Annotated in this window: 23 protein-coding genes, 1 tRNA gene and 1 pseudogene; 17 read left to right on the top strand and 8 right to left on the bottom strand. The window is 58.1% G+C overall.

What is annotated here, in order from left to right:
- Positions 1 to 7: 7 nt before the first annotated feature.
- From dld to RA27_RS20765, 3 genes are all read right to left on the bottom strand, one after another.
- A complete protein-coding gene (gene dld / locus RA27_RS20775; protein WP_039543432.1) occupies positions 8 to 1,690 on the bottom strand; it encodes a D-lactate dehydrogenase in 1,683 nt (560 codons plus the stop codon).
- A gap of 14 nt (positions 1,691 to 1,704) precedes the next feature.
- Positions 1,705 to 3,771: a TRAP transporter large permease subunit gene (locus RA27_RS20770; protein ID WP_039543429.1), complete on the bottom strand. Its 2,067-nt coding sequence runs from the start codon at positions 3,769 to 3,771 to the stop codon at positions 1,705 to 1,707.
- Between the two features lie 128 nt (positions 3,772 to 3,899).
- Positions 3,900 to 4,952, bottom strand: coding sequence for a TRAP transporter substrate-binding protein (locus RA27_RS20765; RefSeq protein WP_039543427.1), 1,053 nt, complete (start codon positions 4,950 to 4,952; stop codon positions 3,900 to 3,902).
- A gap of 329 nt (positions 4,953 to 5,281) precedes the next feature.
- Between RA27_RS20765 and RA27_RS20760 the strand changes: the two genes are divergently transcribed.
- From RA27_RS20760 to RA27_RS20715, 9 genes and pseudogenes are all read left to right on the top strand, one after another.
- Positions 5,282 to 6,055, top strand: coding sequence for a FadR/GntR family transcriptional regulator (locus RA27_RS20760; RefSeq protein WP_039543424.1), 774 nt, complete (start codon positions 5,282 to 5,284; stop codon positions 6,053 to 6,055).
- Positions 6,056 to 6,124: 69 nt separating this feature from the next.
- Positions 6,125 to 6,862, top strand: a pseudogene (locus RA27_RS23835) (IS5 family transposase).
- Positions 6,863 to 7,071: 209 nt separating this feature from the next.
- A complete protein-coding gene (pcaF, locus tag RA27_RS20745; RefSeq protein ID WP_039543422.1) occupies positions 7,072 to 8,274 on the top strand; it encodes a 3-oxoadipyl-CoA thiolase in 1,203 nt (400 codons plus the stop codon).
- Between the two features lie 15 nt (positions 8,275 to 8,289).
- Positions 8,290 to 9,282, top strand: coding sequence for a 1,2-phenylacetyl-CoA epoxidase subunit PaaA (paaA, locus tag RA27_RS20740; protein WP_039543419.1), 993 nt, complete (start codon positions 8,290 to 8,292; stop codon positions 9,280 to 9,282).
- 23 nt (positions 9,283 to 9,305) lie between these two features.
- Complete coding sequence (gene paaB / locus RA27_RS20735; protein ID WP_039543416.1) at positions 9,306 to 9,590, top strand: 1,2-phenylacetyl-CoA epoxidase subunit PaaB; 285 nt, start codon at positions 9,306 to 9,308, stop codon at positions 9,588 to 9,590.
- Positions 9,590 to 10,348: a 1,2-phenylacetyl-CoA epoxidase subunit PaaC gene (gene paaC, locus RA27_RS20730; RefSeq protein ID WP_039543414.1), complete on the top strand. Its 759-nt coding sequence runs from the start codon at positions 9,590 to 9,592 to the stop codon at positions 10,346 to 10,348. The genes paaB and paaC overlap by 1 nt, the downstream gene beginning before the upstream one ends.
- Before the next feature lie 6 nt (positions 10,349 to 10,354).
- Positions 10,355 to 10,816 (top strand): 1,2-phenylacetyl-CoA epoxidase subunit PaaD, encoded by a 462-nt coding sequence (gene paaD / locus RA27_RS20725; RefSeq protein ID WP_039543412.1) that lies wholly within the window; start codon positions 10,355 to 10,357, stop codon positions 10,814 to 10,816.
- Positions 10,817 to 10,829: 13 nt separating this feature from the next.
- Entirely contained in the window at positions 10,830 to 11,903 is a 1,074-nt protein-coding gene (gene paaE / locus RA27_RS20720; protein WP_039543408.1) for a 1,2-phenylacetyl-CoA epoxidase subunit PaaE, read from the top strand.
- 15 nt (positions 11,904 to 11,918) lie between these two features.
- Positions 11,919 to 12,677 carry a Phenylacetic acid catabolic protein gene (locus RA27_RS20715; protein ID WP_039543407.1) on the top strand — a complete coding sequence of 253 codons (759 nt, stop codon included), beginning with the start codon at positions 11,919 to 11,921 and terminating at the stop codon, positions 12,675 to 12,677.
- Between the two features lie 4 nt (positions 12,678 to 12,681).
- Here RA27_RS20715 and RA27_RS20710 read toward each other — a convergent pair whose 3' ends face one another.
- The 5 genes from RA27_RS20710 to paaG form a co-directional block, all read right to left on the bottom strand.
- Complete coding sequence (locus RA27_RS20710) at positions 12,682 to 12,897, bottom strand: hypothetical protein (RefSeq protein WP_039543404.1); 216 nt, start codon at positions 12,895 to 12,897, stop codon at positions 12,682 to 12,684.
- A gap of 70 nt (positions 12,898 to 12,967) precedes the next feature.
- Positions 12,968 to 13,564: a TetR/AcrR family transcriptional regulator gene (locus RA27_RS20705; protein ID WP_039543403.1), complete on the bottom strand. Its 597-nt coding sequence runs from the start codon at positions 13,562 to 13,564 to the stop codon at positions 12,968 to 12,970.
- Between the two features lie 21 nt (positions 13,565 to 13,585).
- Positions 13,586 to 14,893, bottom strand: a complete 1,308-nt coding sequence (gene paaK, locus RA27_RS20700) for a phenylacetate--CoA ligase PaaK (RefSeq protein ID WP_039543401.1) — start codon at positions 14,891 to 14,893, stop codon at positions 13,586 to 13,588.
- Positions 14,894 to 14,908: 15 nt separating this feature from the next.
- Entirely contained in the window at positions 14,909 to 15,337 is a 429-nt protein-coding gene (gene paaI, locus RA27_RS20695; protein WP_039543400.1) for a hydroxyphenylacetyl-CoA thioesterase PaaI, read from the bottom strand.
- A 1-nt stretch (position 15,338) separates the two neighbouring features.
- The gene (gene paaG / locus RA27_RS20690) at positions 15,339 to 16,124 is read right to left on the bottom strand and encodes a 2-(1,2-epoxy-1,2-dihydrophenyl)acetyl-CoA isomerase PaaG (RefSeq protein WP_039543546.1); all 786 of its coding nucleotides are present in this window, start codon (positions 16,122 to 16,124) and stop codon (positions 15,339 to 15,341) included.
- 200 nt (positions 16,125 to 16,324) lie between these two features.
- Here paaG and RA27_RS20685 point away from each other — a divergent pair, with 200 nt between their 5' ends.
- From RA27_RS20685 to RA27_RS20650, 8 genes are all read left to right on the top strand, one after another.
- Entirely contained in the window at positions 16,325 to 17,344 is a 1,020-nt protein-coding gene (locus RA27_RS20685; protein ID WP_039543398.1) for a TRAP transporter substrate-binding protein, read from the top strand.
- 58 nt (positions 17,345 to 17,402) lie between these two features.
- Complete coding sequence (locus tag RA27_RS20680; RefSeq protein ID WP_039543397.1) at positions 17,403 to 17,906, top strand: TRAP transporter small permease subunit; 504 nt, start codon at positions 17,403 to 17,405, stop codon at positions 17,904 to 17,906.
- Positions 17,906 to 19,258 carry a TRAP transporter large permease gene (locus RA27_RS20675; RefSeq protein ID WP_039543394.1) on the top strand — a complete coding sequence of 451 codons (1,353 nt, stop codon included), beginning with the start codon at positions 17,906 to 17,908 and terminating at the stop codon, positions 19,256 to 19,258. The genes RA27_RS20680 and RA27_RS20675 overlap by 1 nt, the downstream gene beginning before the upstream one ends.
- A 28-nt stretch (positions 19,259 to 19,286) precedes the next feature.
- A complete protein-coding gene (gene paaZ, locus RA27_RS20670; RefSeq protein ID WP_039543393.1) occupies positions 19,287 to 21,311 on the top strand; it encodes a phenylacetic acid degradation bifunctional protein PaaZ in 2,025 nt (674 codons plus the stop codon).
- Positions 21,312 to 21,364: 53 nt separating this feature from the next.
- On the top strand, positions 21,365 to 22,165 hold the full coding sequence (locus RA27_RS20665) for a PaaX family transcriptional regulator C-terminal domain-containing protein (RefSeq protein WP_039543391.1): 801 nt from the start codon (positions 21,365 to 21,367) through the stop codon (positions 22,163 to 22,165).
- A gap of 91 nt (positions 22,166 to 22,256) precedes the next feature.
- Positions 22,257 to 23,732, top strand: a complete 1,476-nt coding sequence (locus RA27_RS20660) for an NAD(P)/FAD-dependent oxidoreductase (protein WP_039543390.1) — start codon at positions 22,257 to 22,259, stop codon at positions 23,730 to 23,732.
- Complete coding sequence (locus tag RA27_RS20655) at positions 23,729 to 24,697, top strand: alpha/beta hydrolase (RefSeq protein ID WP_039543389.1); 969 nt, start codon at positions 23,729 to 23,731, stop codon at positions 24,695 to 24,697. The genes RA27_RS20660 and RA27_RS20655 overlap by 4 nt, the downstream gene beginning before the upstream one ends.
- 83 nt (positions 24,698 to 24,780) lie before the next feature.
- A tRNA-Met gene (locus RA27_RS20650) sits at positions 24,781 to 24,857 on the top strand.
- The last annotated feature ends 102 nt before the right edge of the window (positions 24,858 to 24,959 follow it).

Genomic DNA, 24,959 nt, shown 5'->3' with positions numbered 1-24,959 from the left:
CCCCGTTTCACGAATAATGCTTGTTCCGGGACATCTTTCCGATGCCCGGGTTCATGCTGTTTGTCGGATCGACCGACTTGTAGAACGCAGCCAGATCGGGTTTGGCGGCATAGAGATGGCCAACATTGTGCTCTGCCGGATATTCGGCACCGCGCTTATCCAACAGTTCTAACATCGCGGATTTCAACGCTTTGGGGTCGGCCCCCTTCTTGACGATGTAATCCTGATGCAGGACATGGCACATGAAGTGCCCATAGTAGAGCTTGCTGACCAGTTGATCCGCGATCTCAGAAGGCAATTCCTCGAACCAGTCCGTATCATTGCGGCGCAGCGCGATATCCAGAGCAATGATATCTTCCACTTCGGTTGCGTGAACCTTCATATAGCGGATGGCGGCCCCCGCGGCGGCAAAACGATGTAGCCCGGCAATCTTGGCCTCACGCGGGTCGCATTCGAAGAAATCCAGCTTTCCATCCGCCGTCATCATATCGAGCAACGCACGCGCTTCGTCTATTCCGCCATCGCGCATCTTGAGGATCAGGTGATGCGGATAACGATGCCGAAAAGCGCGCATCCGACCCGGCAGGATATCGGGCCAGAACCGCATCGCGAACTGCATGAAGCGGTCGGTAAAATTCGACAAGCCCGGTATACCTTCCAACCGAGCATCCACCGCGCCTTTTAGTGCAAAGAAAGTGGGCAAACGATCGGTGCCCAGCTTGTCGATCATGACCATCGTGTCTTTGCCGTAACGGTCTGAGATGTCGAACACCTCCTCATGCATGTATTCGGCACTGACCGGTAGCGTCTTGAAATCCGAAAGGATGTGACGGCGCAGCTCTGTTAGCGCCCCGGTATCCTTCGCTCCGACATAGAAAGTATGTTCGGTTTCGTTCTTGGCGTAGGTGTCCAACCGCACGGCAAAAACGGCGAGTTTTCCGGCACATCCGGCGGCCTCGTACAATCGAGACTTGTCCGCGTTGAAACGCGCCGGGGTGTCGGCGTCAACATTGCGCACGCGTCGGGCGTAATCAGTGTCCGAGGCCTTGCGATTGTCAGTTTCGACATCTGCATCGCTGAAATCGCCTTCCTGTAGGCGCGTCAGGATTTCTTCGGGGGTATCGCCCAGATGTATTCCCAGATGGTTGACCAGCTCAAGCTGCCCCTCCCGGGTGATACGGGCATAGACCGACAGTTCGGTATAGGACGGGCCGCGTTCAACCAGCGAGCCGCCCGAATTGTTGCACACGCCGCCCACAACCGAGGCGCCGATGCAGGAAGATCCAATGACCGAATGCGGCTGGCGGCCAATCGGGGCCAGTAGCTTTTCCAACGCGAACAATGTGCTGCCCGGAAAACTGATCACCTGCTTGCCGTCATTGATCAGATGCAAGCTGTCCATACGGCGCGTGTTGATCAGCACCACATCGCGGTCATAGCTGCCCTTGGGCGTCGAACCCTCGGTCAAACCGGTATTGGCGGCTTGCATGATCACGATCTTGTCGGCCTCGACACACGCCTGCAACACCCGCCATTGCTCCAGCAGCGTGGCGGGTTGCGCCACCGCCAGCGCATCACCTTCACCCGATCTGAACCCCCGGCGAAACCGCCGGGTGCTGCGGGCCGAGGTCAGCACCCGACGCCGCCCGCAAATCGCTTGAAGACGCTTGATCAGATCGGCATCGGTCATCACTCAGCCCTCCGTTAATACGCGACCGAAGGAAGCCAGGTCGCCAGTTGCGGCCAGAGGAAGACGAAGAACAGACCGGTCAACTGCAGGATCACGAACGGAATGATACCTTTGTAGATATCAGTCAGCTTGATCGCGGGCGGGCAGACCCCTTTCAGGTAGAATAGCGCGAAACCCACCGGGGGTGTCAGGAACGAGGTCTGCAACGTCACCGCCACAAGAATCACGAACCACACCAGCGCAGGCTCATCGATGACGCCAAAGCCTTCGATATCCAAACCCAGCCCGTTCACGATGGGGCGCATCAGGGGTAGGACGATCAGCGTGATCTCAATCCAGTCCAGCACGAAGCCCAGCAGGAAGACTATGAACAGGATCATGAAGACGGTGCCATTCGGGCCGAAACCCGTGCCCTGGATCATCTCTTCGATCAGTGCGTCTCCACCCAGCTCCCGCAGGACGTATGAGAACACGGTCGCGCCGAGGAAGATCGCGAAGATATAGGCGGTGGTATTGAACGTGGCTTTCAGCACGTTCACCAGCTTGGCCAGCGTCAACTTGCGATATCCCAGCGCCAGCAGGGTCGCGCCCAGCGCGCCCACGCCTGAGGCTTCGGTCGGCGTGGTCAGGCCCGCGAAGATCGAACCCAGCACCGCGAGGATCAGCGCCAGCGTCGGCAGCACAGCGATCAGCACGTCTTTGACAGCAGCCCAGTCGGGACGCTTTGCGCCCTCGGGCACCGGGGCCACGTCGCGTTTGATCAGGGCGATCACGAAGATATAGGTCAGGTAGAGCGCGCCGATGATCACGCCGGGGAAGACCGCTGCCATGAACAGATCGCCGACCGACAGCGCCATTTGGTCGGCCATGATCACCAGCATGATCGACGGCGGGATCAGGATGCCCAGCGTGCCTGACGCACTGACCACACCAGCGGCCAGCGAGGGGCTGTATTTCTGCTCCATCATCGAGGGCAGCGACAGCACGCCCAGCAGCACCACCGAGGCTCCGATGATGCCGGTCGAGGCGGCCAGAATGATGCCGATCATCGTCACGGTAATGGCCAACCCGCCGCGCACCGTCCCGAACAGGCGCTGCATCGAGGTCATCAGACGCTCGGCCACACCGGATTCGTCCAGCATCAGGCCCATGAAGATAAACATCGGCAGGGCCACCAGCACCGCGTTGGACATGGTGGCATAGACCCGGTTCACCACCGCTCCCAGCGTCAGATAGTCCAGCCCGGTCAGCGTTTCCTCAAGTCCGGTCCAGTTCATCAGGCCGTTGTCGAACAGATAGGCCAACCCGCAATAGGCCACGCCAACACCTGCCAGCGTCCAGGCCACCGGGAATCCGGTGAAGAGCAGTGCGATGAAGGTCAGGAACATGGCGATGACCAGCTTCTCCTCGGTCGTTTCGACAAGGAAGGTCAGCGCCGTCGCCACTACGGCAAAGGCAAGCAAGGCCCAGATGATCAGACGCAGGCCCTTGCCCTGACGCTCTTCATCCAGATTCATGAACAAGGCGTGGACGTCATGGATCAGCCGCGCGCCTGCAGCCAGAGCCAGCAGGATAAAGCTCGCCGGGATCACGCCTTTCAGGGCCCAACGCGCAGGCAAGCCAGTCGGGCTGTCCGAGGATTCATTGACCCTCCAGCTTTCGTAGAAATAGTCGTAGCCCTGATCGATCATCAGATAGATGAAAGGCACCAGAAGGGTGAAGATCCCGATGATCTCGATAATCCGCCGCGCCCGCTGGCTGAGCTGCATATGCAGCAGGTCCACCCGCACATGACTGTCGGTGACCAGCGCATACGAGATGCCGATCATCGTCACCAGACCGTAGAAATGCCACTGAATCTCGTCCAGCTTGGGATAGTTCTGGTTCAGCAGATAGCGCATCGCCACTTGCGACACGATGGCCGCGACGAGCAGCAGATTTGCCCACATGACCACATGGCCCACCGCTTTGACGCCATTATCGATGGCAACGGCCAGTTTCTGGCGGTCGGGTTCGCCATGCTCAAGGATGCTTTCATAGACTTCAATCGGGTCGTCCTGATGACGCTTTGTCTCGGCCATGGTCTCCTCCTCGAGAATTAGGCGATGGGGACGTGAATGCGCCCGGAAAACGATTGGAAAAGGAAGAAAATCAAAAGGTCTGAGGGCAGCGGAAGGAAGCCGCCCTCAGACAATCGCAAGCGGTTAAATTACTTGCGAGGGAGGAACGCGTTCTCTTTCCAGACAGCGTAGCCATCGCGGAACTCAGTCATGTCGGCCAGAACCTTCGCGAAGAATTCGTCATTGGCGGCCTGTTCAGCAGCAACCTCTTCCCAGGTCGCGCGGAAGGTTGACAGCATCTCGTCGTTCCACTGCTTGATCTGGACGCCATTGTTTTCGACGTTGTCCAGCAGGGCCGCGTGCTGGATCGCCTCACCTTCGGCAAAGCTGTCGGCCATCGACGCCTTACAGGCGTTTTCGATGATCGCCTTGTGCTGGTCGCTGGCTTCGTTCCAGACGTCCTTGTTGATCATCAGCTCAAACACTGTCGCTTGCTGGTGCCAGCCGGGGAAGTAATTGTACTTGACCAGCTTGTGGAAGCCCAAACGTGCGTCGATGGCAGGCATCGAGAATTCGGTCGCGTCAATCGCGCCTTTCTCCAGCGCCGGGAAGATTTCGCCACCGGGCAGCAGCGAGGTGGCCACACCCAGCTTCTGCATCACTTCGCCGCCCAAACCGAAGAAGCGCATCTTCAGGCCGTTCAGATCTTCGGGGCTGTTGATCTCGGTCGCGAACCAGCCTGAAGTTTCGGGGGCTATGATCGCACAGGGGATGACATGGACGTTGAAACCAGCCTGATCATACATCTCCTGATACAGGCTCATGCCGTTGCCATAGTACAACCACGCCATGTATTCGCCCGCCTCGGGGCCAAACGGAACGGCCGAGAACAACGGTGCAGCCGGAATCTTACCCGCCCAGTATCCGGCAGTGGTGTAGCCCGAGTTGATCTTGCCCGAAGACACCGCATCCAGAATTTCAAACGGCGGGACCAGCTTGCCGGGCTCATAAACCTTCATCTTCAGCGTGCCACCGGACATCAGGTCCAGCTGCTCGGCCACGCGCGGGATCGGCGAGCCGAGGCCCGGCAGCGCGGTTGAAAACGCGATCGGGGTTTTCAGCAGCATCTTGTCTGCGGCGTGGGCAACCGGCGCTGCCAGCAACGAGGCCGCGACGGCAATCGAGGTCAGGGTCGTCTTCATGAATTCTCCTCCAAGGTACAGATCAGCCAATGGTCCGGCTGTCACTCTCACCGCTTGAACGGCTTCAGTGGTAAATATTCTTTACCATATGATTCAGTCAACAAATTTATCTACCACTAGACATAACTAGCAGTGAGCCAGAACGGCGCGCGGTTCCCGAAATTTTGGATTTATTTTCTTAACTATTTTGACGGATACAATAGAAACAAATACTTATAGGCACAGGCGGCATCCGTATTTTTGGGTAGTTTCTCTTGCAATACATACGCCCGGTGGTAAATATTATATACAACCACCATGGTCCTCTTTTTAACTGCCGGTCAGGAACTATGAGCAAGAACAGCCTCTTTGATCCCGTAGGTCACGAATCAATCGCGGATGCGGTCGTCGCGCAAATCGAGACGATGATTGTCGACGGGATATTGAAAGAGGGTCGCAAAATTCCGTCTGAGAGGGACCTTGCCGACGCCTTGGGCGTCTCGCGCCCAAAGCTGCGCGAAGCGCTTCAGACTCTGGAAAACCGCGGCCTGGTCACCGTGCGTCATGGCGAAGGGACATTTATCGCCGCCTTGACCGGACGGGCCATGTCCCCTGCCCTGCTGTCGCTTTATGCGCGCCACGGCAGCGCATTCTACGATTATCTCGAGTACCGGCGCGAACAGGAAGCCTTTGCCAGCCGCCTGGCAGCGCAACGCGCTACACAATCCGATAAGGAACGTATCGCGGAAATCATCGGTGACATGCAAAAAGCCTGGGAAGAGGATGATCAGGACGCCAGCGAGGAGGCTGACTTTCGGCTGCACGCCGCAGTCGCCGATGCCAGCCAGAACACAACCCTCATCCACATGATGGCCTCGATTTACGATCTCACGCGTCAGGGCGTGTTCTACAACCGGCGGTTCCTGCGGGCCATGGATGGCACCGGCGAGGCGCTACTGGAACAGCACAAGGAAATTGCCCAGGCCATCATCGACGGCGACCCGGATCACGCCGAAACCGCCGCCCGGCGCCATATGGACTTCGTCGAATCATCTTTCCGCGTAGGTCAAGAGCAGCAAGCCCGCGAAATCCGCGCAGCCAAAAGGCGACAGTTTTCTGCCTAGCTTCTAGCCCACCAATCCGGTTGTTGCCTTGGCAAGATGGTTCAAGCCTCTGAGTTTAAGGCGTACATCATGAGCGACCTTTTCTGGCCAACCGCCGAGCAGATGGCCGAGCTTTTCGTTTTCTTCCCGCAGTCGTATGGCAAGCCATGCGCCGATGACAAAAGGGGGCTGAGCGGTATTATATTATTTAATTGCAATGGGTGCGGTGACGTGACGCCCCCACGGAATACGGACCGCACAAGACGCTTTATAACCAATGGAAGCGTTGAAGCGAGAAAGCTATCTTCGCTCGGATGATGGTCGGCCCGGCAGCCGGACACGACAAGGAAAAGCCCGTGGTGATCGACGCGCCCCACCTAAAGGCGCATCTCGCGGCAACCAGTATGGCTGCGACAAAGGGGACGTGGCCGCCTGATTGGTCGAACCTAGGGTGGCATGAGAGCCAAACCGCGTGCTGCCGGTAACCGACAAGGGCGGCCGCTCAGCCTTTTTCACTACCGGGCAAGTCGCCGCTCGGACCCTGCTCGGCAGCATACCAAATGTGGACTGGTTGCCCGAGGATCGTGGTTACGATGCCGACTGGTTCCGAGATGCGTTGAAAACCAAAGGGACACGCGCCTGCACCCCTGGTCGAGAGCAACGCAACATTTCCGCGACGTATGACAAGCGCCGCCACAAACGACGCAACCGCATCGAGATCATGCTTGGCAGGCTCAAGGATTGGAGACGCGTGGCGACACGTCATGATCACTGCCCAGGGTCTTCCTCTCTGCAATCGCCCCCGCTGCAACCATCATCTATTGGTGATGAAACCTGACCCTAGAGCGTGATTGTGCCCAATTTTGTCAAACGTACACGCCTTGCGGATTTATTCCGAGCACCAAGACAATTCGTTACCAAAATATCCAGATATGGAAACTGAAGTAACATTTATCTTGCCGCGAATCGATGCGGCGCGTATTAACCGACCTATCGGTCACTTAATAATGTGACATCAAATTCGGAGTGTTCGACCCATGGACGCCTTTATCTGCGATGCCCAGCGTACGCCCATCGGACGATATGGCGGTGGCCTGAGCCAGGTACGCACAGATGATCTGGCCGCAATACCAATTGCTGCGCTGGTCGCGAGAAATCCACAGGTGGACTGGTCCAGTTTGGATGACGTGATCTATGGCGATGCCAATCAGGCAGGCGAAAGCAATCGCAACGTGGCGCGGATGGCGGCGCTGCTGGCGGGTTTGCCGATGGATGTCCCGGGCACAACGATCAATCGGCTGTGCGCTTCAGGCATGGATGCGGTCGGCATGGCTGCCCGTGCCATAAGAGCTGGGGATTATGACATGGCGATCGCGGGAGGTGTTGAAAGCATGTCGCGCGCACCTTTCGTGATGCCCAAGGCAACATCCGCCTTTTCACGCGCAAACGCCGTTTACGACACCACGATTGGCTGGCGGTTCGTGAACCCGAAGATGAAGCAGGAATTTGGTATCGACTCCATGCCCCAAACGGCAGATAACGTCGCGGAAGCTTACGGTATCAACCGCACCGATCAGGATGCGTTTGCCGAACGCAGCCAGGCCCGCTGGGCCGCGGCGCACCAGGCCGGGGTGTTTCAGGAGGAGATCACCCCGGTCACCATTCCTCAGCGCAAAGGCGATCCGATTGTCATCGACACGGATGAACACCCACGCCCCGGAACGACCGCAGAGAAGCTTGCCGGCCTTAAGGGGATCAATGGCGCTGAAAAAACCGTCACCGCCGGGAATGCCTCGGGTGTAAATGATGGCGCAGCCGCAATTTTGATGGCCAACGAAGCATCGGCTGTCAGGAACAGCCTGACGCCGATTGCGCGTGTGGTTGGGATGTCGGTCGCGGGCGTCGAACCGCGCGTGATGGGGATTGGCCCGGTTCCGGCCAGCCGTAAGGTTCTGGCTCGCGCAGGGTTAAGCATCGAACAGATGGATGTGATAGAGTTGAATGAGGCTTTTGCCTCGCAAGGCCTTGCCACTCTACGTGAATTGGGTGTGGCTGATGATGCACCTCATGTGAATCCAAACGGCGGCGCAATCGCGATTGGCCACCCGCTTGGGATGAGCGGTGCGAGACTGGTCATGACAGCCGCCTATCAGTTGCGGCGCACTGGTGGGCGATATGCGCTCTGCACCATGTGTGTCGGAGTGGGCCAGGGCGCCGCACTTATTCTTGAACGCGTGTAAGGGAGGAGACCCGTCATGTACGCTCAGATGGTAAAATCCGCTGGAACCGGCGTGAAACCCCGCGAGGAAATGACAGAGCAGGAGCGCGCCTTTCAGGACAAGATCGACGCCGATATCAAGATCGAGCCCAAGGACTGGATGCCGGATGACTACCGCGCAACCCTGATCCGCCAGATCGGCCAGCACGCGCATTCCGAGATTGTCGGCCAGCTGCCCGAGGGGAATTGGATCACTCGCGCACCGACATTGGAACGCAAGGCAATCCTGCTGGCAAAGGTACAGGATGAGGCCGGACATGGCCTGTACTTGTATTGCGCGGCCGAGACGCTGGGTGTCAGCCGCGATGAAATCACCGAGATGCTGTTGGACGGTCGAATGAAGTATTCGTCGATCTTCAATTATCCGACGCTGAACTGGGCGGACATTGGCGCAGTCGGTTGGCTGGTTGATGGGGCCGCGATCATGAATCAGGTGCCACTTCAGCGAACCTCATTTGGCCCTTACTCGCGCGCCATGATCCGGATCTGCAAGGAAGAAAGCTTTCACCAGCGGCAGGGCTATGACGCGATCCGCAAGATGGCCGAAGGCACGCCGGAACAACGCAAGATGGCTCAGGATGCGATGAACCGATTGTGGTACCCGTCGCTGATGATGTTTGGTCCTTCAGACAAGGACAGCGTGCATTCGGCGCAATCCATGGCGTGGAAGATAAAAATCAACACCAATGATGAGTTGCGCCAGAAATTCGTGGATCAGACCGTGCCGCAGGCCGAATATCTGGGTCTGAGCATCCCCGACCCGGACCTGAAGTGGAACGAAGAACGGGGACACTACGATTACACCGACCCGGACTGGTCCGAGTTCTTTGATGTGATCAAAGGCAATGGTCCCTGCAACGTCGATCGTCTGGCTGCGCGCAACAAGGCTTGGGACGACGGCAAATGGGTCCGTGATGGCCTGCTGGCCCATGCCCGCAAGAAACGCGCAAAACAGATGGCCGCTGAATAAGCCCACCCTGAGGAGGAAACCCGATGAACAACGAATGGCCCCTGTGGGAAATCTTTATCCGCGGTCAGCATGGCATGAGCCACCGTCACGTAGGCTCGCTGCACGCCCCTGACGCGGAAATGGCGATCAAGAATGCACGGGATGTCTACACCCGTCGTAACGAAGGTGTTTCGATCTGGGTCGTCGAAGCCAACAATATCTCGGCTTCGTCGCCGAGCGAAAAAGGTCCGCTGTATGAGCCGAGCGAAAGCAAGGTGTATCGCCATCCGACTTTCTTCGACATTCCCGATGAAGTGGGGGCGATGTGATGACCCGCGACGAGGCATTTTCGCAGTTCCTGCTGCGGATGGGAGACAACACGCTGATCCTCGGTCATCGCGTGAGCGAGTGGTGCGGTCATGCTCCGGTGTTGGAAGAGGACATTGCCCTGGCCAATACCGCACTGGATCTGATTGGTCAGACACAGATGTGGCTGGGTCTCGCGGGTGAGATTGACGGCGGAAAAAGCGCCGACGAGTTGGCCTTCCTGCGCGACGCTTGGGATTTTCGCAATGTATTGCTAGTCGAAGTTCCGAATGACGATTTCGGTCGTACTCTTATGCGACAGTTCCTCTTTGATGCGTGGCACTCGATCATGCTGGGCCGTCTGATGAAATCCTCTGACGAACAAGTGGCAGCCATCGCTGTCAAAGCCAGCAAAGAGGTTACCTATCATCTTGAACGTTCAAGCGACACGGTCGTAGGGCTTGGCGACGGGACCGAGGAAAGCCACGCCCGGATGCAAGAAGCTCTGGACTACCTCTGGCCCTATGTCGGCGAGATGTTTGTCAGCGACGAAGTCGATACTGAGATGGCGGCGGCCGGGATTGCCCCCAACCCCGCTGATCTGCGCGAAGAATATGATGCTTTGATCACGCGGGTGCTGACCGAGGCCACGTTGAGCATCCCAGATAGCCGTTTCGCGCACAAAGGTGGGCGCGATGGACGGATGCATACCGAGCATCTGGGGCACCTGCTGACACAAATGCAGTGGTTGCAACGCGCTTACCCCGGCGCAAGCTGGTAACGCCAAATGCCACGCGCCTCGACAGATCAGATCTGGGCCTGGCTGGATGCCGTGCCCGACCCCGAGATCCCTGTGATCTCGGTGGTGGATCTGGGCATTGTACGAGATGTGCGGTGGGATGCCGAGACATTGAAGGTCACCGTGACGCCAACCTATTCCGGCTGCCCAGCCACCTCGGTCATTAGCATGGATATCGAGACCGCCTTGCGCGACCACGGGATCGAAGATGTTCGAATAGAAACCAGCATCTCGCCCGCCTGGACGACCGATTGGCTGAGTGGCAAAGGCCGCGCGAAACTGGAAGAGTTTGGCATTGCCCCACCACAACCCGCAGGCGGCCCTGAACGCTGTCCGCGCTGCGGCAGCAAGGCGGTTGAAAAGGTCAGTCAGTTTGGCTCGACCCCGTGCAAGGCGCATTGGCGCTGCACGGACTGTCTGGAACCGTTTGATTATTTCAAGTGCATCTGAGGAGGAGCACCGGATGGCACGATTTCACGATCTTGAGGTCACCGACATTCACAAAACCATCCGCGATGCGGTGGTGGTGACCCTGAAGCCGCAAAACGGCGCGGCTGAAGAATTCGATTTCACCCAAGGCCAGTATCTCACGTTCCGGCGTGATTTCGATGGCGAAGAACTGCGCCGGTCTTATTCGATCTGCGCAGGCAAAGATGAAGGTATCCTTCAGGTCGGTATCAAACGCGTCGATGGCGGCGCATTCTCGACGTGGGCAAATACGGACCTGCAAGTTGGTGATGTCGTGCAGGCGATGCCGCCGATGGGAAGCTTCCACACCGCAATAGACCCTTCTGCGGAAAAGCAGTATCTGGGCTTCGCTGGCGGGTCAGGCATCACACCGGTGTTATCTATCCTCAAGACAACCTTGGCGCGTGAGCCGCATTCACGTTTCACACTGGTCTATGCCAACAAAGGCGTGAATACGATCATGTTCCGTGAGGAGCTGGAGGACCTGAAGAACCTCTATATGGGTCGCCTGAACGTGATCCACATTCTGGAAACCGACGCGCAGGAGATCGAGCTGTTTACCGGTCTGGTGACTCAGGATAAGTGCGCTCAGCTGTTTGAGCACTGGATTGACATCCAGAACGTCGACACCGCCTTCATCTGCGGACCCGAACCGATGATGTTGGGCATCGCTGCCGCTCTGCGCGCCCACGGGCTGGACGATGGGCAGATCAAGTTCGAACTGTTCGCAAGTGCTCAACCGGGTCGAGCCAAGCGCAAGGTCAGCGATGCAGGTACTGCGTCTCAGGCCAACCAGACCAAAGCATCGATCACAATGGATGGCGCTACGCAGACCATTACGATGCCCAAGGATCAATCAATCCTCGATGCCGCGCTGGAAAATGCGATGGACGCGCCTTACGCCTGTAAGGCCGGGGTCTGTTCAACTTGCCGCTGCCGCGTGATTGAAGGCGATGTTGAGATGGTCGCCAACCATGCGCTTGAGGATTACGAGGTCGAGAAAGGTTATGTGCTGAGCTGCCAGGCCTATCCACTGACCGACACTGTCGTCGTCGACTACGACCAGTAGGGGGAGGGAAAACCAATGGCCGAAGATATGACACTCGATAGCTATCTCGCAGCAGGTGGGGTACTGACCAACCCAACAAACGTACCGCCGCGTTATCGTGCTGAGCTCATGAAGCTGATGGCGACTTTTGTCGACAGCGAGTTGGCAGGGGCGGCGGGATTTGCCGACATCATCAACCAGGGGCCGGGTATCAAGGAGCGCATTGCCGCCGCAAAAATCGTTCTGGAAAAAACGGACAATGCCGACCGTGTGCTGAAGATCATGGGCGAATTCGGCGCCGACACCGATCGCTATGCAACACACCATCCCTGGACCACCCGACTGGATCGCAACGCCGACATCGGCGCCACCCGGTCCGAGCACGATATGCGTCTTGCGGTATTCAATTATCCGATTGAAGGCTGGGAAGACGCCGTTGTTATGAATTTGCTGATGAGTCAGGCCGTCGCGGTTCAACTGGCCGAATTCTCGCAAGTTTCTTACCAGCCGCTTGCCGAAGCTTTTCGCGACATCATGCCTATTGAAGCGCGCCATGGCGAACTTGCTATGGAAGGTGCGGTCAAGCTGATTGAGCTGGGCAAGGCAGCGCAAATGCAATCTTCGATCGATTACTGGTGGCCACGCGTTGCGGCAAGCTTTGGAACTGGAGGCGCTGAAAAAACCGAAGCCTTACGCAAGATGGGATTGCGAAAGCAAACCGGAACAGAGATGAAAGATAGCTGGTCCACCCAGGCAACCGAACTGATCCAAAAATTAGGGCTGAAAGCGCCTTAAGCCTTCAGTTTTGGCGCTTACGGCTGATCAGGCCATATTTCATTGCCCAAGAACGGAATGACCTGCGTTTGCGCTTATCTTGCTTCAACGCCTGTTTCGATTGCGCGCCGCCTTTTCGATTAAACTCGAAAACGTCGATAATGCGTTCGGCGCAGCCGCAGGCTTCGCCCATGCCCACTTTGGCGAAATAGAACTTTTCGAAACGCTCCGGGTTTTGCATTGCAGTCCTCCTGCAGCTATTGAACCCAATTGCGTTGAATTCTCCAAATCAATTTTCTGCCAAACGGCGGTCAGAGCCCGGCAACGCCAGACAGAGTCAGATCGCTGACAAGCGCCGCATAGTCGCCACGCGCTTCGGCGTCCGCACCGGCGTTCCACATGTAGAACCAGTTCAGCATCCCAAAGACTGACATCGTCGTTGCGCGCAGCTTGGTTGCATCCTCACGGAAAGTTTCGGGGGCAGCGTCAGCAATGATCTCACTAAGAAACTCCACCATATCCCGCTGATAACCGCGCAGCAATTTCTGCTGATCCTCCGGCAGGGCAGACATACCACTGGTCTGCACCCGGTGTTCGTCATCCACGCCATGATAGGCCATCAGAATCTCGTGCACGACCCGGCGCAGACGCTCGGCGGGGCTGAGGTTTTGTAGATCCAGCCCGCAAATCAAATCGCGCAGTTGCCGCAGATAGCTGTCGAGCATGTCGAACAGAATGGCATCCTTGCTATCATAATAGTGATAGATATTAGCCTTCGATATTCCGCACTCGCGCGCCAGTTGCGACATCGAGGCCCGGTCGAACCCTTCCCGTGCAAACACGCGCGCCGCCGATTTCAGGATGCGGGCGCGCTTATGATCGTAGTCTTTTGCTATCGTACGAGCCAAACCCTTGCTCTCCGTTCTGACTTACTCGCTTCGATTGTCGATCACACGGCGGGCCTTGCCCTGACTGCGTTCGACTTCACCGGGGTCGCCTATATCGATCTCGGTCGAGATGCCAACGACCTCTTTGATCCGGCGTGACAACATCCGCGCTGCGGCGGTTTTACTCAGCTCATCTGCCGCGCCGGGCGTTGCTTCAACATGGATGCGCATCGCATCCATACGACCCGAACGATACAGTTCGATCTGGTAATAGGGCGCAAGGCCACCGGTGGCCAGAACCTGTTCCTCGATCTGGCTGGGAAAGACATTGACGCCCCGCAGGATGATCATGTCATCCGAACGGCCCGTGATCTTCTCCATCCGCCGCATCGAGCGTGCGGTGCCCGGCAACAGACGGGTCAGATCGCGGGTCCGGTACCGGATCATCGGCAGGCCTTCTTTGGTCAGCGTCGTGAAGACCAGCTCCCCCATCTCGCCATCCGGCAGGACCTCGCCGGTTTCGGGGTTGATGATTTCCGGGTAGAAGTGATCCTCCCAGATCACCGGACCGTCTTTGGTTTCAACGCATTCGTTGGCCACACCGGGACCCATGATCTCGGACAGACCATAGATATCGACCGCGTGCATGTCGAAGGCCTGTTCGACCTCGGCCCGCATCGAATCCGTCCAGGGTTCGGCGCCGAAGACGCCCACAGACAACGAGCATTCGCGTGGATCGAGACCAACTTTATGATATTGCTCAAGAATGTTGAGCATATAGGATGGCGTGACCATGATGCCATCGGGTTTGAAGTCAGTGATCAGATCGACCTGTTTTGCCGTCTGTCCACCGCTCATCGGTACAACCGTCGCCCCAAGGCGCTCAATCCCGTAATGCGCGCCAAGCCCACCGGTGAAGAGGCCGTAGCCGTAGGCGTTGTGTACCATATCACCGCGCCGTAGCCCGCTGGCGCGCAGGGATCGCGCCACCAGATCGGCCCAGGTATCAATATCGCCTTGCGTGTAACCAACGACAGTTGGCTTGCCAGTGGTTCCTGATGAGGCATGAACGCGCACGATTTGGTCACGCGATACAGCAAACAAACCAAACGGATAGTTATCGCGCAGGTCGTTCTTGTAAGTGAACGGGAAACGGGCGAGATCGCTGAGGCTTTGCAGGTCATCCGGGTGTACCCCTGCCTGATCGCAGCGTTCGCGATACATTGGCACATTGTCATATGCGTGACGTAGCGACCATTTCAAACGGTCCAGTTGGAGTGTCCGAATTTCATCGATCGAGGCGATCTCAATCGGATCAAGATCCGCCTTGTTCGGAGTAAGATCCTTCATGCTCTCTCCCTCATATCAGGTCTCATCGAAAACCGGGCCTTTGACCGCGCGGGAAAACCCGCGAAACTCGGCGATCTTCTGGCCGGTCTGATTGGTTACGGTGACATCATAGATACCGCTGCGCCCGGTCAGGCTTTGTTCGCTGGCTCGGGCGGTCAGCAGATCGCCAGCCCGGGCGGGCGCGACATAACTGATCACGTTGTGCTGCGCGACGGTAGACTGGTTGCGGCTGTTGCAGGCAAACGCAAAGGCGCTGTCCGCCAGCATAAAAGTCACCCCTCCGTGGCAGATGCCGTGCCCGTTGCAATGGTGATCGGTAACCTGCAGCTCAAGCGTCGCGGTCCCTTCGTTCACCTCGACTAGCTTCATCCCCGCCCATTTCGAGGCATTGTCCCGTCCCCACATCGTGGTTGCCGCTTTTTCCGCACGATCTTTCGGTGTCATTTCATTCACCTCGAAAAACGGGGGCGCGCTTTTCCAGAAACGCGGTCACGCCTTCGGCGTAATCCGCGCTTTGCCCACAGGTTTTCATTGCGTCCGCCTCGACCTCCAGATGGTCGGTCAGGGAATTCACGGTAGCGGCCTGAATGGTCTGCTTGGTAAGCCCCAGGCCCAGTGTTGGCCCATTGGCAAACTGCTCTGTCAGGGCACGCGCCTCGGACATCAGATCGGCATCGGGCAGAGCCTTCCAGATCATGCCCCAGTCCGCGGCTTGTTGCGCCGGTAATGGCTGACCTGTCAGCGCCAGACCCTTCGCCCGTGCTTCGCCCAGGAGATGCGGTAAATGCCAGCTTCCACCGGTGTCGGGAATCAGGCCGACCTTCGAAAACGATTGGATGAACTTGGCGGATTCGGCAGCAAGCACCACGTCACAAGCCAGTGCGAGATTTGCGCCAGCCCCGGCGGCAACACCGTTTACGGCGCAAACAACCGGAAAATTCAGTGACCGGATCAGGCGCACCAAGGGGGCATAAAAGGCACGGACCGTATAACCCAGATCAGGTGGTCCTTCCATCGTGGCTGGATTGCGGTCACCTAAATCCTGCCCGGCACAAAACCCTCTCCCCGCACCAGTTAACAGCACGGCTCGGGCACCACCGTCGCGCGCGGCCTCCAGTGCAGACCGCAGAGCAAAGTGCATCTCGTCGGTAAAGCTATTCAAACGATCGGGGCGGTTTAATGTGATTTCCACCCATTGACCGTGATTCTGCGAAATAATCGTATCAGACATACCCAGTTCGCTTTGCATAAGTTACAATAAATATCTTGCATAAACCGAACGGTTGGTCAATAAATTCTACAGCCCTTTGTGACTCGACGATCAGATAAGCGCCTTAGTCAACTCGTTGCCCGGACCTGCTCATCGTTGATAGTTACAAAACGTACCATTAACACATTCACGACTTGCGCTTTTGAGGAGGAGACCCGGTCATGAAATTCACCAAGCTTACCACCCTGCTGGCCTCGGCGACGCTGGCGGTGTCCGGCACCATCGCTTTTGCGGCCGATTATACCCTGACAATCTCAAGCTGGGCGCCGCCCACCCACGGCATCAATGCGAAGATGTGGCCCAAATTCGTCGAGATGGTTGAAGAGGCCACCGATGGGCAGGTCACAGCCGAGCTTAAGCTGGGCATCGCACCGCCACCTGCGCAAATGGACCTGATCATGGATGGCGCGGCGGATGCCTCGATCATCTTTCACGGCTATCAGCCCGGGCGTTTTGTCACCACCAAACTGATCGAGCTTCCCGGCTACGAAGGCTCTGCCGAGGACGCCTCGGTGGCCTACTGGCGCGCCTATGACGAGCATCTGAAGGCAGCGGATGAGCATCGTGGCGTAAAGGTCATCGCACTGCACACACATGGTCCCGCGCAGTTGCATTCCAGTAGCCCTGTCACCTCGCTTGACGACGTCGCGGGCCTTAAGGTTCGCATCCCGGGTGGTGTCGGCGGTGACGTCGGCGCAGCGCTTGGCGCAACCGGCATTCAGGTTCCTGCTCCGAAAGTCTATGAGACGCTTGCCTCAAAGGCCGCAGACGGGGTTGTCATGCCGCTGGAATCCCGCAAGGGTTTCAAACTGACCGAAGTGGCACAGAACGTCTATGAAATGCCCGGCGGCCTGTATCGGGGTTCCTTTGCCTTCATCATGAATGAAGATACTTTCGCCGATCTGCCCGAAGACCTGCAGGCGGCATTGGAAGAAAACGTGTTTGGTGAACCTCTCAGCCGTGAAATCGGTAAAATCTGGGACGAAATCGATGCCACTGGTCGCGAGGCGACCGAAGCCACCGAGGGCAATACCATCAATGCGGCCAGCGACGCGGACATGGAGAAATTCTCGGCCATTGCCGAAGATGTCCGTGGCAAGGTCATTGCCGAGGTTGACGCGGCGGGTGTTGATGCTCAGGCGGCCTATGACATGATCAAGTCGGAAATGTCGTCGAACTGATCCGATAGCGGGGCGGTCCCCGAGCCGCCCCGGTACCATTGCCCTGTAAGAGGTGCCGATGTCCCCCTTCATTCAGTTTGTTCGCCGCGCGAGTATCCTTCCGGTGATCGTGGCCAGTATCGCTTTGTTTATCCTCATGGTGATGACCTTTTGTGACGTCATTCTGCGCTCGGTTTTCAATGCCCCGATTGAGGCGGCGACTGAATTGACCCGCATTTTGATGGCCATTCTGGTATTCTCTGTCCTGCCCATCATTTCCACGACAAACGGCCATATCGCGGTTGACCTGACTGACGGTATTTTCCATCGCCTGCATCTGTCGCGTGCCCGGGATGTCGTGATTTATCTGGCCAGTGGCGTCATGCTGTTCTGGCCGGTTCAGCGCGTCTGGATTCTCGCTGAACGCGCAAGGGATTACGGAGACGTCACCGAATACCTCTCGATCCCGACATATCTGATCGGCTGGTTCATCACGCTTTCCGTCGCCGTAACGGCGCTGGTGATGATAGCGACCGGCCTGCTCAAAGCCTTTGCCCCCAATTCTCTGTCGGAGCCTATGTAATGACCGCAGCGCTGATCGGATTTGCGATTGTCTTGATTCTGGTGCTGCTGCGCCTGCCCATTGTCTTCGCCATGGGCCTTGTCGGTACACTGGGTTTTGCCTACGAACGCGGCGGCTCGATCTTTGACGAGCGTGGGCTGAAGGCTGCGATGTCCATGGTGGGCCGCCAGATCACCGACACCGCGCAGGACTATGGTTTGTCGGTGGTGCCGCTGTTCATTCTGATGGGATTATTCGTGAACAAAGGCGGCATGGCGCGCGAGCTTTATGCGGTTTCCAACGCCTTTCTGGGGCATATGCGGGGCGGCATCGCCATGGCGACCGTTGCAGCCTGCGGTGGTTTCTCGGCTATCTGCGGATCGTCACTGGCCACAGCCGCGACCATGTCAAAGGTCGCCATGCCGGAAATGCGTCGATATGGCTATTCCGATGAGCTCTCGACAGCCTCGATTGCCGCAGGTGGCACGCTGGGCATCCTGATACCGCCCTCGGTCATTCTCGTCATCTATGGGCTGCTCACCGAAACCTCGATCGGGAAACTGTTCATGGCCGGTATCATCCCCGGCATTTTGGGCATTCTCTTCTATCTCTTCGCCGTGCGCTGGACTGTCTGGCGCACCCCCGAGGCCGGGCCCGCCGGGGAACGCGCCAGCTGGTCTGAACGCATTCGCGCGCTGGGTTCGGTCTGGGCTGTGCTGCTGCTGTTCTTTCTGGTGATAGGCGGACTTTACGGAGCGTTCGACTTTGAGCCGCTAAACCTAACCTTCTCCCCCACCGAGGCTGCGGGCATGGGCGCCGCCGGAGCGTTCCTGATCGCCCTGTTTCGGGGTGGCCTGACCGTTGGCTCAACCTTCGAGGTGCTGAAAGAGACCTGTTTTACTGCCTCGGCGCTGTTCGCGGTGCTGATCGGCGCGCAGATTTTCTCGAACTTCATAAATCTGGCGGGCCTGCCTGAGGCTCTGATCGCACTGGTCACGGCCTACGATGTGTCACCCTTTGTAGTGATCCTGATGATCCTTGGCATTTACATCATTCTGGGTTGCGTCTTCGAATCCCTCTCGATGCTGTTGCTGACGGTCCCGATCTTCTTCCCGCTGGTCACATCGCTCGGCTATGACCCGATCTGGTTCGGCATCGTTGTTGTGGTTGTCACCGAAATCTCTCTGATCACGCCGCCCGTGGGCCTGAACGTCTTCATCCTGAAAGGTGTGGTGGGGGACGTTTCGACTGGCACCATCTTTCGTGGCGTTACCCCATTCTGGGTCGCCGATATCTTCCGCCTCGCGCTGATCGTGCTTGTGCCCATCGTGGTTCTGTACCTGCCGCAGCAAATGGGCGCGTTGGGGCATTAAGCCTCGCCTCATCAAACAGGAGAACACCATGTCCCTGCATCAGATTTCCAGCTTTGCCGCTGGCGCATGGATCGCGCCTGGAAACGGCGCACGTACCATCGCATCCGCCATCACCGGTGCACCGTTCGCAACTGCCGGGAACGCGGCGCTTGATGTGCAGTCCATGCTGGACTTCGCGCGCAGTACCGGTGGCCCAGCACTGCGCAAACTCACGTTTCATGACCGTGCGCGGATGTTAAAGGCGCTGGCGCAGGAGCTTTCAGCGCATAAACAGGCGCTTTACGACCTGAGTTTCGAAACAGGCGCAACCCAGAAAGACCACCTGATCGATATCGATGGCGGCATCGGCACCATGTTTGTCTTTGCCTCGAAGGGACGGCGAGAGATGCCGGATTCGCAGGTTTATCTGGATGGCGACGCCGAGCAACTTTCGCGCAACGGTACTTTTCTTGGCCAGCATATATGCACGCCCTTGCTTGGCGTGGCGGTTCATATCAACGCTTTCAATTTCCCGGTATGGGGGATGCTCGAAAAGCTGGCGCCGACCTTGTTGGCCGGAGTTCCGGCCATAGTAAAACCAGCCACCAATAGCTGCTACGTGACCGAACTGGCCGTCCGGATCATGCTGGACAGCGGTATCCTGCCCGCTGGAGCATTGCAGTTGGTGTCGGGCGGATTGGGCGACATGCTGGATCACCTGGGCTGTCAGGATGTGGTCAGCTTTACCGGCTCTGCGGATACCGCGCTTAAGTTGCGGAAGACGCCCGCGATACTGCAAAATTCAGTCCGGTTCGTGGCCGAACAGGACAGTCTGAATGCATCGATCCTTGGCCCGGATGCGGTACCCGGCACGCCCGAGTTCGATCTGTTTGTCAAGGAAGTCACCCGCGAGATGACCACCAAGGCGGGCCAGAAATGCACGGCCATCCGACGCATCATTGCGCCCGAGGCGCAGGTCAACGCGGTGATTGATGCGCTGTCGGCGCGGCTGGCCAAGATCACCATCGGCGATCCTCGGGCAGAGACCACACGCATGGGCGCGCTTGTGTCAAAAGGGCAAAAGGCCGATGTACTCGAAAAAGCCGCCCTGATCGGGCAAGAGGCCGAACGGGTATTCGGCAACCCGGATGCGTTCGACCTGCAAGGCCCCGAGACCGGCGCATTTGTTCCCCCGATGCTGTTCCACTGCGCCAATCCCGACACCGCGCTACGCATCCATGACACCGAGGCATTCGGCCCGGTTTCGACTCTCATGGGCTATCGCGATCTGAATCATGCGGTGGCGTTGGCCAATCGGGGTCAGGGCTCTTTGGTGACGTCGCTGATCACCCACGACACCAATGTCGCGCGCGATGTTGTGATGGGCACGGCGGCGTATAATGGGCGAATTTACATCAACGACCGTGACTCGATGGCAGAGTCGACGGGTCACGGCTCGCCGCTGCCGCATATGATACATGGCGGGCCGGGCCGTGCGGGCGGAGGCGAAGAAATGGGCGGCGTGCGCGGTGTGAAACACTATATGCAGCGCACCGCGATACAGGGTTCGCCGCGCATACTGACCGAAATCAGCTCCAACTGGGTGCCCGGCGCGCCCGAAATCAAAGGTCCTGCGCACCCCTTCACCCGTAAGTTCGGCGAACTGAGCATCGGCGAAACGCTGCACACCGCTTCCCGCACCATCTCGCTGGCGGATATCGAACACTTCGCCAATTTCACCGGCGACACCTTCTATGCCCATATGGACGAGGATGCGGCGGCGCGAAATCCGTTCTTCCCGGGCCGGGTGGCGCATGGCTATCTGTTGCTCAGCTTCGCGGCAGGCCTGTTTGTCGAACCGAACGAGGGGCCGGTTCTCGCCAATACGGGGCTGGACGGTTTGCGCTTCATGAAACCCGTTGTCGCAGGTGACAGCATCAAAGTCCGCCTGACGGTCAAAAAGAAGACGCTACGGAACGACGAATATGGCGAAGTGCGCTGGCATGTGACCCTGACAAATCAGGATGACGAGTTGGTCGCCGAATATGAGCTGCTGACAATGAACGCCTGCTGAGCAGCAGCACATACCTGTTTTTCTTGTTTGCGCGGACAGGATAAGCTGGTCGTATGAGCAAACAGAACTCGTGGTTCGAAACAACTGTAGCCGAACTGGCGGACCCGCATGACCAGCGGGTGTGGTCGGTTATCGTATCACTCTTTGGCGATATGGCGCAGGAGCCCGGCACTCAGATCTCCGGCGGTGCATTGACACGGATTATCGAGCCGATGGGCATCAAACCCGAAGCCATCCGCGTTGCCCTGCACCGGCTGCGGAAGGATGGTTGGATTGAGAGCGATCGCATCGGTCGCGTCTCGCGGCATGTTCTCAGCGAGTTCGGGAGGACGCAATCGGCAGCCGTTACTCCACGCATCTATGCCCGCGGCCCGACGCCCGCTGAACGCTGGCATTTGCTGATCGCTCAGGAGGGAACCACGCAGGTGCTGGAGGACGTTATGCTCAGCCACGATTATATCCCGATCAGTCGGAGTGTAGCGCTGGGGTCGGGTCCCGCACCGGATCAGTCAGACGGGTTGCTGGGTCTTGATATCTCGCCCCGGACCGCTCCGACGTGGCTGCAGGATCGCCTGTGCCCGAAAGACCTGCGTAAATCGTGTCAGGCGTTGCTGGATGCGGTCGAGCGTGCCACGCGAACCCGCCCCGAAAACTGGTCACCCGCGCCACTTCAAAGCGCAACGCTGCGCACGCTACTGGTGCATCGCTGGCGGCGCGTGGTGCTCCGACAGCCCGACTTGCCCGTGGCCTTTTACCCACCGGACTGGGCTGGCCCCGCGTGCCGAGATAGCGTTTTCAATCTTCTCGATACGCTTCCTCGTCCACCCGCAGAAGCGCTCAGCGGCACTGGTTGACTCAAAGGCAATCTGTTCAGACGGTGGTGCGGCCCCATATCATTGCGGGGTAATTCCCTGACGATACCTTGCGGGAGGATCTGGAACAGATATGGCCACCGAAACCGACATGCTAATTATCGGTGCGGGTTTTTCCGGGCTGACGATGGCGCTCGAGGCGCGCCGACGCGGTATCTCTGACATTGTCATATTGGAGAAGGCGGGTGATATCGGCGGAACATGGCGCGAAAACACCTATCCCGGTGTCGCTTGCGATATTCCTTCGCATCTCTACTCGATGGCGACGCATTTGAACGCAAATTGGAGCAGGGCCTATGCCGGTGGCGCTGAGATCCAATCCTATCTGCAACAAATCGCCCTCAGCGAGGGGCTGTATGATCTGTGCCGGTTCTACCAGGAACTAAGCTCAGCCCGCTGGGATGGAACACGCTGGCAAGTTGAAACAAAGGGCGGTCACCGCTGGTCGGCCCGGTTTCTGGTTTCGGCCATCGGTGCATTGCACTTCCCCCGGACACCTGACATCCCCGGAGCTTGCAGTTTTTCCGGCCCCAGCTTCCATTCGGCCGAATGGGACCACGATATCGCGTTGGCGGGCAAGCGGATCGCCGTCATCGGAACCGGTGCGTCGGCAGTACAATTCGTACCGGAAATCGCGAAATCGGCACAACACGTCACCATCTTCCAACGCAGTGCGCCCTATGTCCTGCCACGCCCCGACGGGCCGATCGCACCTTGGGTAAGACGCCTGTATCGGCGCCTTCCAGTGCTGCCCCGTGTTCGGCGTCATCTGATCTATCTGTTGTTCGAATTCCGGCACCGCGTCTTCCGGAGAGAGCCGCGTGCGGTTGCCTTCGCGATGAAGATGTGGCGGCAGGCGATGGACAGTGCAATCTCTGATCCGGCGCTGAAGAAAGCACTCACACCTGACTACGCCATCGGCTGCAAAAGGATACTCAGCTCAAACGACTGGTATCCGGCACTGGCGCGCAACAACGTGGACGTGGTTCCCCATGGCGTTGCCTCGATTGATCGGCATGAAATCACGGCGACCGACGGCACCCGGGTCGAGGCCGACATCCTGATCTGGGGCACCGGTTTCCATGTCACGGACATGGTCAAGCGACTGAACATTACCGGAGCGGATGGGCTGACGCTAAAGCAAGCCTGGGCAGATGGTATGAAAGCCAATCTGGGCACCGCAATCGCCGGGTTCCCGAATTTGTTCATGCTTCTGGGGCCACATACCGGCTTGGGCCACAATTCGGTTGTCCTGATGATCGAGGCGCAAGTCGCCCATGTAGGGCGCGTTCTTGATGCCATGGAGAGGCAAGGCGTTCGGATCGTCGAGACTGACGCAAACAAACAATCTGCGTTCACGCAAGAGATGCAGGATCGTCACGCCCACAGCATCTGGCAAGCCGGGGGCTGCACATCCTGGTATCAGGACGCCGACGGGCGCAACACAACGCTCTGGCCTGGCACCGTGTCCGAATTCAGAAAGCGCATGGCACGTTCAGGGCTGGAACAATACCATACTGTTCCTGAAACGAGTGGAGATAACCCATGACCATAGTGTTGACGATTGCCGGTCTTCTGGCCGCCTTCCTGTTGACGATGGCGCTCTGGACCCGCCGCCTTACCCGGCAGGGCACAGAGATGGTACCGCAACTGGGTCAGATCGTTCCCGTGGATGGAGGCAGCGTTCATTACGTCGAGAAAGGCGATCCCGCCAATCCGACCATCGTCATGATTCACGGGTTGTCCGGGCAGTTACAGCATTTCACGTATGCGCTCATGGATGACCTCGCCAACGACTTTCATGTTCTCGCAGTGGACCGCCCCGGCTGTGGCTATTCCACACGCGATTCCGCAGAGCTTGCCGCCCTGCCCGAACAGGCCCGCATGATCCACGAGTTCCTCGACGTGAAAGGCGTTGAGAACGCCGTTCTGGTGGGGCATTCGCTGGGCGGCGCGGTTGCCTTGGCCATGGCGCTGGACTATCCCGATGAAACCCGTGCGCTGGCCTTACTGGCCCCCCTTACGCGGGAACTGCCCGGAACGCCCGCTGTCTTCAAACCGTTGGAGATTCGCACCGGATGGCTGCGAAATCTGATCGGCCACACCATCGCGGTACCGCTGGCCCGCAAAACCGCACCGTTGGTGCTGCGTGATGTCTTCGCCCCGGAACCGCCCCCCGCAGATTTTCTGGATCGCGCGGGCGGCGCGCTCGGACTGCGGCCCTCAGCCTTTATCACCGCTTCGCAAGACGTGATCGGCGTCGAAACCAGCCTTGGCCCCCTCAGCCGACGTTACAAGAACCTGCGAGTGGGCGGAGGCATTCTGTTCGGCGCCGAAGACCCGGTATTGGCGGCAGACGTACACGGAGCATCCATGACCGAATACGGCCTGACATCAAGCATTCTGGAAAATCGTGGACACATGATCCTTATCACGACGCCCGATATATGCGCCGATTTCATCCGGCGGATTGCTGAAAAAAACACTGCTGAGGCGACGAACGTTGATGCCTGAACAAGATAATCCAAAGAATCTCTGCAGGCGTGTTTTCCCTCTTGACCCGACCCGGCCTCTCGCTTAAATCGCCTGACACTTGCGGCGGAGTAGCTCAGTTGGTTAGAGCAGCGGAATCATAATCCGCGTGTCGGGGGTTCAAGTCCCTCCTCCGCTACCAAATTCTCCTTAAAAATTAAGTAGTTGCGATCAACGACTAAAATCATCCCTGCGGGTTTCCCGCCGAGACTGCAACGGGACACCAGCCCGGCAGCAAGGATTC

The organism is Ruegeria sp. ANG-R (assembly GCF_000813985.1).
Taxonomy (GTDB): Bacteria; Pseudomonadota; Alphaproteobacteria; order Rhodobacterales; family Rhodobacteraceae; genus Ruegeria.
This window is presented reverse-complemented; position numbering and strand designations above follow the sequence as displayed.

What these genes read in the sequence shown, in the direction of transcription:
- paaI (WP_039543400.1), bottom strand. Translation starts at nt 15,337, where the DNA reads ATGACACCGAAAGATCGTGCGGAAAAAGCGGCAACCACGATGTGGGGA.
- paaK (WP_039543401.1), bottom strand. Translation starts at nt 14,893, where the DNA reads ATGAAGGATCTTACTCCGAACAAGGCGGATCTTGATCCGATTGAGATC.
- RA27_RS20655 (WP_039543389.1), top strand. Translation starts at nt 23,729, where the DNA reads ATGACCATAGTGTTGACGATTGCCGGTCTTCTGGCCGCCTTCCTGTTG.
- dld (WP_039543432.1), bottom strand. Translation starts at nt 1,690, where the DNA reads ATGACCGATGCCGATCTGATCAAGCGTCTTCAAGCGATTTGCGGGCGG.
- pcaF (WP_039543422.1), top strand. Translation starts at nt 7,072, where the DNA reads ATGGACGCCTTTATCTGCGATGCCCAGCGTACGCCCATCGGACGATAT.
- RA27_RS20760 (WP_039543424.1), top strand. Translation starts at nt 5,282, where the DNA reads ATGAGCAAGAACAGCCTCTTTGATCCCGTAGGTCACGAATCAATCGCG.
- paaZ (WP_039543393.1), top strand. Translation starts at nt 19,287, where the DNA reads ATGTCCCTGCATCAGATTTCCAGCTTTGCCGCTGGCGCATGGATCGCG.
- paaG (WP_039543546.1), bottom strand. Translation starts at nt 16,124, where the DNA reads ATGTCTGATACGATTATTTCGCAGAATCACGGTCAATGGGTGGAAATC.
- RA27_RS20770 (WP_039543429.1), bottom strand. Translation starts at nt 3,771, where the DNA reads ATGGCCGAGACAAAGCGTCATCAGGACGACCCGATTGAAGTCTATGAA.
- RA27_RS20715 (WP_039543407.1), top strand. Translation starts at nt 11,919, where the DNA reads ATGGCCGAAGATATGACACTCGATAGCTATCTCGCAGCAGGTGGGGTA.
- RA27_RS20710 (WP_039543404.1), bottom strand. Translation starts at nt 12,897, where the DNA reads ATGCAAAACCCGGAGCGTTTCGAAAAGTTCTATTTCGCCAAAGTGGGC.
- paaB (WP_039543416.1), top strand. Translation starts at nt 9,306, where the DNA reads ATGAACAACGAATGGCCCCTGTGGGAAATCTTTATCCGCGGTCAGCAT.
- RA27_RS20660 (WP_039543390.1), top strand. Translation starts at nt 22,257, where the DNA reads ATGGCCACCGAAACCGACATGCTAATTATCGGTGCGGGTTTTTCCGGG.
- paaC (WP_039543414.1), top strand. Translation starts at nt 9,590, where the DNA reads ATGACCCGCGACGAGGCATTTTCGCAGTTCCTGCTGCGGATGGGAGAC.
- RA27_RS20680 (WP_039543397.1), top strand. Translation starts at nt 17,403, where the DNA reads ATGTCCCCCTTCATTCAGTTTGTTCGCCGCGCGAGTATCCTTCCGGTG.
- RA27_RS20665 (WP_039543391.1), top strand. Translation starts at nt 21,365, where the DNA reads ATGAGCAAACAGAACTCGTGGTTCGAAACAACTGTAGCCGAACTGGCG.
- paaD (WP_039543412.1), top strand. Translation starts at nt 10,355, where the DNA reads ATGCCACGCGCCTCGACAGATCAGATCTGGGCCTGGCTGGATGCCGTG.
- paaE (WP_039543408.1), top strand. Translation starts at nt 10,830, where the DNA reads ATGGCACGATTTCACGATCTTGAGGTCACCGACATTCACAAAACCATC.
- RA27_RS20765 (WP_039543427.1), bottom strand. Translation starts at nt 4,952, where the DNA reads ATGAAGACGACCCTGACCTCGATTGCCGTCGCGGCCTCGTTGCTGGCA.
- RA27_RS20675 (WP_039543394.1), top strand. Translation starts at nt 17,906, where the DNA reads ATGACCGCAGCGCTGATCGGATTTGCGATTGTCTTGATTCTGGTGCTG.
- paaA (WP_039543419.1), top strand. Translation starts at nt 8,290, where the DNA reads ATGTACGCTCAGATGGTAAAATCCGCTGGAACCGGCGTGAAACCCCGC.
- RA27_RS20685 (WP_039543398.1), top strand. Translation starts at nt 16,325, where the DNA reads ATGAAATTCACCAAGCTTACCACCCTGCTGGCCTCGGCGACGCTGGCG.